Raw genomic sequence first — 12,352 nt, 5'->3', positions numbered from 1 at the left:
CCGGTGACCGACGAACACGCGAAGCGCGGGATCGACTTCGACAAGCCGAACGCGGCGCGCGTGTACGACTACCTGATCGGCGGCAAGCTCAACTACGCCATCGACCGGATGTTCGCCGAGAAGATCCTGGCAGTGCGGCCGGAGTCCAAGGAGCTGGCCCTGCTGAACCGGCGCTGGCTGCGCCGGGCGGTCCGCTTCGGCGCCGAGCAGGGGATCCGCCAGTTCCTGGACATCGGGTCGGGCATGCCGACGGTGGGGCACGTGCACGAGGTCGTCCAGGCGATCGATCCCCGGGCGCGGGTGGTGTACGTCGACAACGAGCCGGTCGCCGTCGCGCACAGCGAGATCGTGCTGAAGGACAACGAGAACGCGGAGATGGTGCAGGCGGACGCCGAGGTCCCGGCGGACGTCCTCGAGCACGAGACCACCGAGATGCTGCTGGACTTCGACCAGCCGGTCATGCTGATCATGGCCGCGTTCGTGCACTTCATCCCGGACGAGCGCGACCCGGCGGGGCTGATCGCCGCCTACCGCGACGCGCTCGCGCCGGGCAGCTACTTCGCGCTGTCGTCGGGCACGTTCGAGGGGCAGGGCGAAGAGGTCCGCCGCGCGGCGGAGATGTACCAGAAGAGCGGCACGAACGTCGTGGCCCGTTCGAAGGACGAGCTGCGCGTGCTGCTGGACGGCTTCGAGATCCTGCCGCCGGGGATCGTGTTCACGCCGGAGTGGCGGCCGGACGATCCCGCGGACGTCGGTGAGCACCCGGAGCTGGCGAGCCAGCTCGCGCTGGTGGCGCGCAAGGCATAGCCGGTGAGGGCCCGGCTGCTCTGCGTGTCCGGCTATTCTCGCCGTCACAACGGATCTTGGAGTGGCCATGAGTGAAGACGAATACGCGCGACGCGGCATCGACCTCGACAAGCCGAACCCCGCGCGCGTGTACGACTACATCCTCGGTGGCCGGCTCAACTACGCCGTCGACCGGATGTTCGCCGACCAGGTGCTGGCCGCCCAGCCGAACGCGCGCGAGCGCGCCCAGCTGAACCGGCAGTGGCTGCGCCGGGCGATCCGGTTCGGGATGGACCAGGGCATCCGGCAGTTCCTCGACATCGGCTCGGGCATGCCGACCGTCGGGCACGTCCACGAGGTCGCTCACGCGATCGACCCGACCGCGCGCGTCGTCTACGTCGACAACGAGCCCGTCGCCGTGGCGCACAGCGAGATCGTGCTGGAGGACAACGAGAACGCGGTGATGGTGCACGCCGACGCCGAGGTCCCGGACGACGTCCTCGAGCACGAGACCACCGAGATGATGCTCGACCTCGACCAGCCGGTGATGGTCGTGATGGCGCTGTTCGTGCACTTCATCCCGGACGAGCGCGACCCGGCCCGGCTGATCGCCGCCTACCGCGACGCGCTCGCGCCCGGCAGCTATCTCGCGATGTCGTCGGCCACTCCCGAGCAGCAGACCGACGGCACCGCCCGCGCGGTCGCGATGTACCAGAAGAGCGCGAACCCGGTGACGCCCCGCACCGCCGACGAGCTGCGCGCGCTCGTGGACGGCTTCGAGATCCTCGATCCGGGCATCGTCTTCATCCCGGAGTGGCGGCCCGAAGACGGGGTGCCGGAGAACCCGGCCGAGTGCGGCGGGCTGGCCCTGGTCGCGCGCAAGAACTAGGCAACGCCGACCAGCTCCGGCGCCACCCGCGTCTTCGGCACCAGCGCCGCCAGCAGCATGCCCGCAAGCGCGGCGAACGCCGCCACGGCGAACGTCGCCCGGAACCCGAACAGGGACGGCACGTTCAGGCCGCCGACGGTGATCGTCAGCTGGGCGAGCATCGCCGCCATCACCGCGCTGGAAATCGCCGTGCCGACCGAGCGCATCAGGGAGTTCAGGCCGTTCGCGGACGCCGTTTCGGTGACCGGCACCGCGCCCATGATCAGCGCCGGCATCGCCGCGTACGCGATCCCGACGCCGGCGCCGATGATCACCGACGCCGTGATCAGCTCGAGCGCGTTGTCCATCAGCACGATCGCGAACAGGTACCCGACAGCGATCACCAGCGCGCCGCTCATCAGCGTCGGGCGCGGGCCGAACCGGGCGATGAGCCGCGCCGAAACCGGCGAGAGCAGCATCATCACCAGGCCGTTCGGGGCCAGCGTGAGGCCGGATTCGACCATCGTCTGGCCCAGCCCGTAGCCGGTCGACGACGGCGCCTGCAGCAGTTGCGGGAACGACAACGCCATGGCGTACAGCGCGAAGCCGACCATGATCGACGCCAGGTTCGTGAACAGCACCGGCCGGCGGGCGGACACGCGAAGGTCGACCAGCGGGTCGCGCCGGCGCAGCTGATAGGCACCCCAGCCGACCAGGATGACCACCGCCCCCGCGGCCAGCCCGAGCGTCGGCGCGCTCGTCCAGCCCCAGGTGGCGCCCTTGACGACCGGCAGCAACAGGCAGAGCAGACCGGCCGCCAGCCCGAACGCGCCGAAGAAGTCGAACGGCGCGGGCGTGCGCAGCGGCGACTCCGGCACGACGGTCACGATCAGGAGCGCGCAGGCGAACCCGAGCGCGGCGGCCATCCAGAAGAGCACGTGCCAGTCGGCGTTCTCGGCGACGACCGCCGCGACCGGCAGCCCGATCGCGGCGCCCACCCCGAGCGTCGCGCTCATCAGCGAGATCGCGCCGCCGACGCGTTCGGGCGGGAGCTCGTCGCGCATAATGCTGATGCCGAGCGGGATGACGCCCATCGCGCAGCCCTGCAGCCCGCGGCCGAGGATCTGGAACGCGAGCGCGCTCGTCGTCGCGGACACGATCGAGCCGGCGATGAGCAGCGCGAGGCTGACGAGGATCATCCGCCGCTTGCCGTAGAGGTCGCCGAGCCGCCCGCTGACCGGGGTGATGACGGATGCCGCCAGCAGCGTCACGGTGACGACCCAGGACGCGTCGGCCGCCGAGGCGTTCAGCAGCCGCGGGAACACCGGGATTAGCGGCACGACCAGCGTCTGCATGAACGACGCGACCAGCCCGCACGAAGCGAGCACGACGATGATCGCGCGGCCGGACCGCCCGGGACGGGACACCAGCACACCCCCGGTGTGTAATTAGTACGCATCATGCAACTTCATGCACTGTACCGACCGGATGGCTGGTTTCGGACCGTTTGGTGATTCGTCACAGCCAGGTGCGGACCCCGCCGTGGCCGGAGCAGGTGCCGGAGCGGTGCTGGCTGTAGCTGTAGGTGCCGTCCTTGCAGAGCGCCGTCGCGCCGGCGGGGTTGTCGCTCGGGCGGTGGACGCAGTTGCCGTCCGAGTTCCGGTAATAGTCGGCGCCGCACTCGGCCGGCTTCGGCGCGGCTTGCGTGGTGGCCCGCGGCGCCTTGGGCTTCGGCGCGGTCGTCTTCGGCGCGGTCGTCTTCACCGCGGTCGTCTTCGCCGCTGCCGGAGCCGTGGTCACCACCGGCGCCGCGGAAGTGGTCACGGGTGCTTCGGTCGTGACCGGAACGGAATACGCCGGCGTCGAATAAGTCGAAGTCGGCGTCTCGATGACGCCCACGTTCCCGACATTCTTCGGCGGCACCGTACCGACGCCACAGCCCGCGACCAGCAAGCCTGCGAGCAGGATCGACCCCAGTTTCTTGTTCACCAAGACTCCTTAGCAGCACGAATCAATGCCGACTGGTCGGTGCGCGGAAACCGTTTGTTACAACGGAAAATCCTGTTCCCGGACGACGATTACGCTGTGAGCAAATCCCGTCCCGCATATCCGCCGCCGTCCCTCTGGCAGGACGACGATGGTCGACGCCGGGAAGAACCTGCGCGCCGCCGCCTAGACTCGGCCGATGTCCTGGTTACGGCGTTACGCGGCCGAACTGGTGGTCACCGCCGCGGTGCTCGCCGGCACGCTCTTCGCCGTGCTGAGCGACCGCGCCGATCCGCCGCACCACGCCGTCCTCGGCTGGGTCCTCACCGTTCTCTGCTGCGCCGCGGTCTTCTTCCGCCGGCAGTACCCACTGAGCGTCGCCGGGTTCGCGCTCGTCTGCTGCGCCCTCTACTACCCGCTCACCGATCCCGACGGCCTCGTCCTGCTGGCCTTCGCCTACACCCTCTACAACGCCGCCGCGACCGGGCGGATCCGCGGGGCCGCGCTGCTCGTCGTGGCCGCGATGGCGGGGGTGGCCGCCGGCGAGATCAGCTCGCGGACCGGCCGGCACGTCGACAACTTCGCGTTCTTCCTGATGACCGGCTGGTTCGTCGCCCTGGTCGCCGGTGGCGCCGTCGCGCACTACCGCGCCGAGGCCGAGCGCACCAAGGAGGCCGAGGCCCGGGCGCGCGCCACCGACGAGCGCCTGCGCATCGCCCGCGAACTGCACGACGTCCTCGGCCACCACCTCGCGCTGATCAACGTCCAGGCCGGCGCCGCACTGCACCGCCGTGACCCCGCGCAAGCCGAAGAGGCCCTCGGCACCATCAAAGACGCCAGCAAGACCGCACTCCAGGAGTTGCGCGCGACGCTCGGCATGCTCCGCCAGGCCGAGCCGAGCCTTTCGCGGGTGGCGGAACTGGCCGAGTCGGTCGGTGCGTCCGGGCTGACCGTGCGCACCGAGATCGACGGCGTCGCCCGTGACCTGCCGCCGGACGTCGAGCACGCCGCGTTCCGCGTGGTGCAGGAGGCGCTGACGAACGTCGCCAAGCACGCCGCCGCGAAGACCGTCGTCGTCCGGCTCGCCTACGGCGCCGACGCGCTGTCCGTGCAGGTCGACGACGACGGCCGCGGCGGCGACGCCCCGCCGGGCACCGGGATCCGCGGCATGGCCGAACGCGCGCGGGCACTCGGCGGTGAACTGACCGCGGCGCCGCGCGAGGGCGGCGGCTACCGGGTGCGCGCCCGGCTGCCGGTGCGATGATGGGCCGATGATCCGGGTCCTGCTCGTCGACGACCAGCGGCTGGTCCGCGCCGGCTTCCGGTCCATTTTGGACGGCGAGGCCGACATCGACGTCGTCGCCGAAGCCGCCGACGGGCGTGAAGCGCTGCAGGCCGCGCACGACCACCACCCGGACGTCGTGCTGATGGACATCCGGATGCCGGTGCTCGACGGCCTCGCCGCGACCCGGCACCTGCTCGAAGACCCGGCGGTGCACAGCAAGGTCGTCATCCTCACGACGTTCGACCTCGACGAAGACGTCTACGGCGCACTACGCGCGGGCGCGAGCGGGTTCCTGGTCAAGGACACCGAACCCGAAGAGCTGATCCACGCCGTGCGCGTGGTCGCCCGCGGCGACGCGCTGCTGGCACCGTCGATCACCCGGCGGCTGATCTCGGAGTTCGCCGCGCGCGTCACGCGCCCGTCGCCGGCTCCGGCGCTGGACCGGCTCACCGACCGCGAGCGCGAGGTGCTTTCCCTGGTCGCGGCCGGACTGTCGAACGACGAGATCGCCCGCGAGCTCACGCTCAGCCCGGCGACGGCGAAGACGCACGTCAGCCGCATCATGACCAAGACCGGCACGCACGACCGCGCGCAGCTCGTCGTCCTCGCCTACGAGTCCGGCGCGGTGACGCCGAGGTGGCTCACCCCCTAGCCGTACTCCCGCGGGTGTAGGGGAAACGCCTTAAGGGACACCGCCGGGAGCACGTCAAGTGTCCTCCGGTGCGCGACGCGGAGTAGTGCTGTCGCGGCGAATCCTTGTCCCCCATGGACACCATCACTCGCCCCACCGGGGGAACGCTGGCCCGCGTGGCCGGCTGGGCGCAGCGCCACCGGTGGCTCGCCGTCGCACTCTGGGCGCTGGTTCTCATCGGCGTCACGTTCACCTCCCGCCTCACCGGCAGCGCGTTCCACGACGACAACTCGCTGCCCGGCACCGAGTCCCAGCAGGTCGTCGACCTCCTGAAGAACACCGCGCAGTCCGGCGCGAGCGCGCAGATCGTGTTCAAGGCCGACAACGGGCTCGCCACCCAGCGCGCCGCGGTCGAAAACACTCTGGGAAATGTCCGATTGCAACCGCACGTGCGGTCGGTGACCGGGCCGTTCGAGACGCTGTCGCCCGACGGCCGGATCGGCTACGCCACCGTCACCTTCGACGCCGCCTCGACCGACCTCCCCTACGACGACATCGTGAAGTTCGCCGACGCCGCGAAGCAGACCGGCGCCGTCGAAGTGGCTCTGGCCGGCGATCCCCTCGAGCGGATCTCGGAGGGCGGCGGTCCCGCGGAAGGCGTCGGGCTGCTCGCCGCGCTGGTGATCCTCGTGTTCCTGTTCCGCTCGCTGCTCGCGGCCGGGCTGCCGGTGATCACCGCGGTGTTCGCCGTCGGCAGCACGCTGGGCGTGATCACGGTGGTCTCGCACTACGTCGACATCGCGAGCTACACCTCACCGCTGATGATGCTGGTCGGGTTCGGTGTCGGCGTCGACTACGCGTTGCTGATCTTCTCCCGCTACCGCGCCGAGATCCTCGCCGGCCACGACCGTGACGCGGCCGCCCGGCGGGCGCTCGACACCGCCGGCCGCTCGGTGCTGTTCGCCGGGACGACGGTGATCATCGCGCTGCTCGGCCTGCTCGCGCTCGGGCTCGGCGGGCTGCAGGGCGTCGCGCTGGCCGTCGCACTCACCGTCCTCATGACGATGCTCGCGTCGGTGACACTGCTGCCCGCGTTGCTGTCGCTGTTCGGCAAGCGGCTCGAACGCGGCATCCGCAAGCACGCCGAAAAGCGCGAACACAGCCAGGCCTGGCGACGGCTCGCCGACGGCGTCCAGCGACGTCCGGTGGCTCCGCTCGCGATCGGCCTGATCGTGCTCATCGGCCTGTCCATCCCGGCCGCGGGCATGCGGCTCGGGTTCGCCGACGCGAGCACCGACCCGGCGGGCTCGACGACGCGGCAGGCGTACGACCTGCTGGCCGAGGGCTTCGGGCCGGGCTTCAGTGGCCCACTCGCGATCGTCACGGAAGACGGCGACCCCGTCGCCCTGCAGCAACGGCTCGCCGCGACGCCGGGAATCGCGCGAGTGCTGCCGCCGATGGGTCCGACCGTCCTCGTCTTCCCGACGACGTCACCCCAGGACGCGGCGACGGCTGAGCTGGTGACGCGGCTGCGCACCGACGTCCTGCCAACGCTGCCGGGCCACTACCTGGTCGGCGGTTCGGTCGCGGCCGCGACGGACTTCGCCGACGCCGTCGCCGACCGGCTGCCGCTGTTCGTGCTGGTCGTCGTCGGATTGTCGGCATTGCTGCTGATGGTCGTGTTCCGGTCGATCCTGATCCCGCTCAAGGCGGCGCTGCTGAACCTGCTGAGCATCGGCGCCTCGCTCGGCGTGATGACGCTGGTGTTCGGCGACGGCTGGTTCGGCGCGCAGCCCGGCCCGATCGAGGCGTTCGTCCCGGTGATGATCTTCGCGATCGTGTTCGGGCTGTCGATGGACTACGAGGTGTTCCTGGTGTCGCGCATGCACGAGGAGTGGCGGCGCACCGGCGACGCACGGCTCGCGGTGCGCGAAGGCCTGGCGTCGACCGGCGGCGTGATCACCGCGGCGGGCGCGATCATGGTGCTGGTGTTCGGCGCGTTCCTGCTCGACCCGTCGCGAATGCTCGCGCAGTTCGGTCTCGGCCTGGCGGTGGCGGTGCTGCTGGACGCGCTGGTGATCCGCTGCCTGCTCGTCCCGGCGATCATGCGCCTGCTCGGGGAACGCGCCTGGTGGCTGCCGAAGTGGCTGGACCGCCGGCTGCCGCACCTCGCGCTGGAGCCCTAACTCCCCCAGGTCGTCGGCGTCTCGGACAGGTGGAAGTCCAGACTTCCGCCGCGCAGGAACGAGGCGTCGACCTTCCAGTCGCGCTGCGGTTTGTTCCCGCGGCGGACGTCCTGGACGTACTTCCCGCTGCCCGACGTCGTGATCCGGATCGGCGCGCCGCCCGCCGGCCGGATCACGGCGCTCGGGAACAGCGGACTCGACAGCAGCAGCTCACCCGAGCCCGGCGTGCGCGGGTAGATGCCGAGCGCGGCGAAGACGTACCAAGCGGACATCGTGCCGAGGTCGTCGTTGCCGGGCAGCCCGGACGGTCCCGTCGCGTAGACGGAGTTCACCAGCTGCCTCACGGTCTCCTGCGTCTTCCACGGCTGGCCGAGCTCGTCGTACAGCCACGGCGCGTGGATGTCGGGCTCGTTGGTCGGGTCGTACTTGAGCGGGCCGCCGCCCTTCAGCAGCCAGTTCCCGCTCGCGTCGTGGAAGAAGCCGTCGAGCCGGGTGACGGCAGTCGCCTTGCCGCCCATCGCGCCGGCGAGGCCGGAGACGTCCTGCGGGACCATCCAGGTGTACGCGGCCGCACTGCCCTGGGCGAAGCCGCGGTCGCTCGCCGGGTCGAACGGCGTCACCCAGCTGCCGTCGACGTTGCGGGCCTGCGTATAGCCGGTCTCCTTATTGAATACATTTAGCCAGTAAGCCCCTCGAGCGCGCAGCTCCGCAGCTTCGCGAGTGCGACCGAGCTGTTCTGCGAAATGTCCGATTGCAGAGTCGGCGACCGCGTCTTCCAGCGTCTCGGCGGCGCCGCCCCAGCAGTGGCAGACGTCGTTGGGCGCGTAGTGCGACGTGAGGTACTGCGCGAGGTTGGGCCGCTGGCCGACGCATTGGCCGGGGCAGCCGCCGTCCTGCAGGCCTTCGGGCCGCGGGACCGTCGCCTGCTTGTACAGCGAGTCGAACGCGCCGCGGTAGTCGAAGTTGCGAACGCCCATGGCGTAGAAGGTCGCGATCGTCGCCGCCGACGGGTCGCCGGTCATGACGTGTGTCGCGCCGTTGACGTGGACCCAGCGGTCCCAGACGCCATCGTTCTGCTTCGCGTAGTTGTAGAGCGATTGCGCGAAGTTCCCGGCGACGCGGGGTTCGAGCAGCGCGAGCAGCTGGATCTGCGCGCGGTACTGGTCCCAGCCGGAGAAGTTGGAGTACTGCGCGTCCTGGCCGCGTTCGACGCGGTGGGGTTTCTGATCCATCCCCAGGTACTGGCCGTCGACGTCGCTGACGAGGTTGGGCTGCTGCAGGCTGTGGTAGAGCGCGGTGGTGAAGACGACGCGCTGGTTGGCGGTGCCGCCGGTGATGCCGATCCGGCTCAGCTCAGTGTTCCAGGCCTTCTTCGTCTTCTCGGCAATGCTGTCCACGGTGGGCTTGCCGGGCTGTTCGGCGCGGAGATTGCGTTCCGCACCTTCGAGGGAGACGTAGGAGATCGCGATCCGCATGGTGACCTTGCTGCCGGGCGCGAAGGTGACGTAGCCGCCGGAGCCGCGTCCGGCGCGGTCCTTGCCGGTCGCGTAGCCCTCGCCACCGGTCTGGTCGGTTCCGCCGGGCTGCAGCGTCGCGTCCTTCCACGTCCCGGTGCCGGCGACGGGCTGGTCGAACCGCGCGGTGAAGTACAGCCGGTAGTAGGACTTGCGGTTGTTGACGCCGCCGTTCGCGCGGCGGCCGCAGAACGCACCGGTGAGGACGGAGCCGGTGACCTTGCGGTTCGCCGCGTCGATGTGGGTCTCGGCGTCCTCGCTGCCGTTCAGTGAGTTAGAAGTGCGGAAGAGCAGGCTGGCGGGCTTGTCCGCGGGGTACTGCAGAGTGCCGATCGCGGTGCGTTCGGTGGTCGCGACATCGGTCGTCACGGCGTTGGCCAGGCCGAGACGGTACCGTCCCGGCGTTGCATTTTCGTCGGCGTGGCTGAAGTTGCTCGCGTAGACGGCGTCGGTGGTGTCGGCGGTCGGCGAGGAGGTGACGTCGCCGGCGAACGGCAGGATCGGCACGTCGCCGGCGGCGCCGGGGTTGCAACCCGCGCCGTTGACGTGGGTGAGGCTGAAGCCGCGGATCCGGGTGGCGTCGTACTGGTAACCGTTGGCGGCGCCGGTGCTGGTCTGGTCGCCGCGCGTGCTGGTGGGGCTCCAGGCGAGCATGCCGAACGGCGCGGTGGCACCGGGATAGGTGTTCCCGTCCCCGGCGGAGCCGATCAACGGATCGACGAAGTCGGCGGGGCTCAGCTCGGCCGCGTCCGACATCGTTGTCAGCGTCGAGGCGAGCAGGGCGGCGGCCAGTGCCACCGTGAGGGAACGGCGCATGGGCGGACATTAACCCGCGATCCGTGGCTTTTGGGAAAACGGCAGCGGACAAACAGGCGGACACGACGAAGGGCCGCCACCGAAGTGACGGCCCTCGACGTTCAGTCCTTATTCGTAGATCTCGCCCTTGGCGGCCTTCTCCACGAGCGAAGCCGGCGGCTCGAAGTGGTCGCCGTAGCGGGCGGCCAGCTCACGGGACCGGTCGACGAAGCCCTGCAGGCCACCCTCGTACTGGTTGATGTACTGAATGACACCGCCGGTCCACGCCGGGAAGCCGATGCCGAAGATCGAGCCGATGTTGGCGTCCGCCACCGACGTCAGCACGCCCTCGTCGAAGCACTTCACCGTCTCGAGCGCCTCGGCGAACAGCATCCGCTCCTTGAGGTCCTCGAACGGCACCTCCGTCGAGCCGGACTTGAACGCGTCGCGCAGGCCCGGCCACAGCCCGGTGCGCTTGCCGTCCTCGCCGTAGGAATAGAAGCCCGCGCCGGTCGAGCGGCCCTTGCGGTCGTACTCGTCCAGCATCCGGTCGATGACGGCCTCGGACGCGTGCGCCTTCCACGTGCCACCCGCGGCCTCGATCGCTTCGCGCGTCTCCTTGCGGATCTTGCGCGGCAGCGTCAGCGTCAGCTCGTCCATCAGCTGCAGCGGCGGCGCCGGGTAGCCGGCCTGCGAACCCGCCTGCTCGATCGACGCCGGCTCGACACCCTCGCCCAGCGCGGCGACGGCCTCGTTGATGAACGTGCCGATCACGCGTGAGGTGAAGAAACCGCGGCTGTCGTTGACGACGATCGGGGTCTTCTTGATCTGCAGCGTGTAGTCGAAGACCTTCGCCAGCGTCGCCGGCGACGTCTTCTCGCCGCAGATGATTTCGACCAGCGGCATCTTGTCGACCGGCGAGAAGAAGTGGATCCCGATGAAGTCCTCGGTCCGCTGCACGCCCTCGGCGAGCGTGGTGATCGGCAGCGTCGAGGTGTTGGAGCCCAGCACCGCGTCCGCGTTGACGACGCTTTCGATCTCGCCGAACACCTTGTGCTTCAGCTCGACGCTCTCGAACACAGCCTCGATGACGAAGTCGACGCCCGCGAAGTCGGCCGGGTCGGCGGTCGGCTTGATCTTCGCCAGCAGCGCGTCCGACTTCTCCTGCGTGGTCTTGCCGCGCGAAAGGGCCTTCTGCTCGATCTTGGCCGCGTAGCCCTTGCCCTTCTCGGCCGCCTCCTGCGAGACGTCCTTGAGGACGACGTCGATGCCGGCCTTCGCCGACACGTACGCGATCGCCGCGCCCATCATCCCGGCGCCGAGCACGCCGACCTTCTTGGCCGTGTACTTCTCGAAGCCGTCCGGCCGCGAACCACCGGAGTTGATGGTCTGCAGGTCGAAGAAGAACGCCTTCGTCATGTTCTTCGAGACCTGGCCGGTGGCGAGGCTGATGAAGTAGCGCGTCTCGATCAGGAGCGCGGTGTCGACGTCGACCTGCGCGCCTTCGATCGCGGCGGCCAGGATCGCCCGCGGCGCCGGCATGTTCGCGCCCTTGATCTGCTTGCGCAGGTTCGCCGGGAACGCCGGCAGGTTGGCCGCGAAGCTCGGGTTCGACGGCGTGCCGCCCGGGATCTTGTAACCCTTGACGTCCCAGGGCTGGACGCCGCCCTCGGGGTTGGCCTTGATCCACGCCTTCGCGGCCGGGACCAGCTCCTCGACGGTGTCGACGAGCTCGTGCACGAGGCCGAGCTCGAGCGCCTTGGCCGGGCGGTGCCGCTGACCTTGCAGCAGGACGTTCAGCAGCGCGCTCTGGATACCCAGCAATCGGACAGTGCGCACAACACCACCGCCGCCGGGCAGCAGGCCCAGCGTCACCTCGGGCAGGCCGATCTGGCTGCCCTTGGCGTCGGCCGCGATGCGGTGGTGCGTCGCCAGCGCGATCTCCAGGCCACCGCCGAGCGCGGCGCCGTTGATCGCCGCGACGACCGGCTTGCCGAGCTGCTCGATCCGCCGCATCTGGCCCTTCATCAGGCCGGACGACTCGGTGAACTCGACCGCGTTCTCGGGCTTCGCCTGGATGAGGTCGTTCAGGTCGCCGCCCGCGAAGAAGGTCTTCTTGGCGGACGTGATGACGACGCCGGTGATGGAGTCCTTCTCGGCCTCCAGGCGGTCCACGGTCACGCCGAGCGACTCGCGGAAGTCGGCGTTCATGGTGTTCGCCGACTGCTTCGGGTCGTCGAGGGTCAGGGTGACGATGCCGTCGGCGTCCTGCTCCCAGCGGATGGTCTTGCTCTCGGCCAT

9 protein-coding genes are annotated in these 12,352 nt (G+C 70.0%); 5 read left to right on the top strand and 4 right to left on the bottom strand.

Annotation, left to right across the window (positions count from 1 at the left end):
- The first annotated feature begins 3 nt into the window (after positions 1 to 3).
- Positions 4 to 807 carry an SAM-dependent methyltransferase gene (locus AB0C38_RS32775; protein WP_360681005.1) on the top strand — a complete coding sequence of 268 codons (804 nt, stop codon included), beginning with the start codon at positions 4 to 6 and terminating at the stop codon, positions 805 to 807.
- A 67-nt stretch (positions 808 to 874) separates the two neighbouring features.
- Complete coding sequence (locus tag AB0C38_RS32770) at positions 875 to 1,675, top strand: SAM-dependent methyltransferase (protein ID WP_360681003.1); 801 nt, start codon at positions 875 to 877, stop codon at positions 1,673 to 1,675.
- Here the strand turns inward: AB0C38_RS32770 and AB0C38_RS32765 are convergent.
- Both AB0C38_RS32765 and AB0C38_RS32760 read right to left on the bottom strand, forming a co-directional pair.
- A complete protein-coding gene (locus tag AB0C38_RS32765; RefSeq protein WP_360681001.1) occupies positions 1,672 to 3,087 on the bottom strand; it encodes an MFS transporter in 1,416 nt (471 codons plus the stop codon). The two genes, AB0C38_RS32770 and AB0C38_RS32765, sit on opposite strands and share 4 nt — an antisense overlap.
- Positions 3,088 to 3,172: 85 nt before the next feature.
- Positions 3,173 to 3,643 carry a DUF3761 domain-containing protein gene (locus AB0C38_RS32760; RefSeq protein ID WP_360680999.1) on the bottom strand — a complete coding sequence of 157 codons (471 nt, stop codon included), beginning with the start codon at positions 3,641 to 3,643 and terminating at the stop codon, positions 3,173 to 3,175.
- 196 nt (positions 3,644 to 3,839) lie between these two features.
- Between AB0C38_RS32760 and AB0C38_RS32755 the strand changes: the two genes are divergently transcribed.
- From AB0C38_RS32755 to AB0C38_RS32745, 3 genes are all read left to right on the top strand, one after another.
- Positions 3,840 to 4,904: a sensor histidine kinase gene (locus AB0C38_RS32755; protein WP_360680997.1), complete on the top strand. Its 1,065-nt coding sequence runs from the start codon at positions 3,840 to 3,842 to the stop codon at positions 4,902 to 4,904.
- Positions 4,905 to 4,911: 7 nt separating this feature from the next.
- The gene (locus tag AB0C38_RS32750; protein ID WP_360680996.1) at positions 4,912 to 5,577 is read left to right on the top strand and encodes a response regulator transcription factor; all 666 of its coding nucleotides are present in this window, start codon (positions 4,912 to 4,914) and stop codon (positions 5,575 to 5,577) included.
- A 113-nt stretch (positions 5,578 to 5,690) separates the two neighbouring features.
- Positions 5,691 to 7,742 carry an MMPL family transporter gene (locus AB0C38_RS32745; RefSeq protein WP_360680994.1) on the top strand — a complete coding sequence of 684 codons (2,052 nt, stop codon included), beginning with the start codon at positions 5,691 to 5,693 and terminating at the stop codon, positions 7,740 to 7,742.
- On the opposite strand, the gene AB0C38_RS32740 is transcribed toward AB0C38_RS32745, so the two are convergent.
- Complete coding sequence (locus tag AB0C38_RS32740) at positions 7,739 to 10,072, bottom strand: GH92 family glycosyl hydrolase (RefSeq protein WP_360680992.1); 2,334 nt, start codon at positions 10,070 to 10,072, stop codon at positions 7,739 to 7,741. The genes AB0C38_RS32745 and AB0C38_RS32740 overlap by 4 nt on opposite strands.
- Positions 10,073 to 10,180: 108 nt before the next feature.
- The gene (locus AB0C38_RS32735) at positions 10,181 to 12,352 is read right to left on the bottom strand and encodes a 3-hydroxyacyl-CoA dehydrogenase NAD-binding domain-containing protein (RefSeq protein WP_360680990.1); all 2,172 of its coding nucleotides are present in this window, start codon (positions 12,350 to 12,352) and stop codon (positions 10,181 to 10,183) included.

Origin of the sequence: Amycolatopsis sp. NPDC048633, from assembly GCF_040650695.1 — a bacterium.
Classification (GTDB): domain Bacteria; phylum Actinomycetota; class Actinomycetes; order Mycobacteriales; family Pseudonocardiaceae; genus Amycolatopsis.
Note: the sequence above shows the minus strand (reverse complement) of the source record. Positions and strands in the feature narration are given on the sequence as shown.

What these genes read in the sequence shown, in the direction of transcription:
- AB0C38_RS32770 (WP_360681003.1), top strand. Translation starts at nt 875, where the DNA reads ATGAGTGAAGACGAATACGCGCGACGCGGCATCGACCTCGACAAGCCG.
- AB0C38_RS32755 (WP_360680997.1), top strand. Translation starts at nt 3,840, where the DNA reads ATGTCCTGGTTACGGCGTTACGCGGCCGAACTGGTGGTCACCGCCGCG.
- AB0C38_RS32750 (WP_360680996.1), top strand. Translation starts at nt 4,912, where the DNA reads ATGATCCGGGTCCTGCTCGTCGACGACCAGCGGCTGGTCCGCGCCGGC.
- AB0C38_RS32745 (WP_360680994.1), top strand. Translation starts at nt 5,691, where the DNA reads ATGGACACCATCACTCGCCCCACCGGGGGAACGCTGGCCCGCGTGGCC.
- AB0C38_RS32740 (WP_360680992.1), bottom strand. Translation starts at nt 10,072, where the DNA reads ATGCGCCGTTCCCTCACGGTGGCACTGGCCGCCGCCCTGCTCGCCTCG.
- AB0C38_RS32735 (WP_360680990.1), bottom strand. Translation starts at nt 12,352, where the DNA reads ATGGCCGAGAGCAAGACCATCCGCTGGGAGCAGGACGCCGACGGCATC.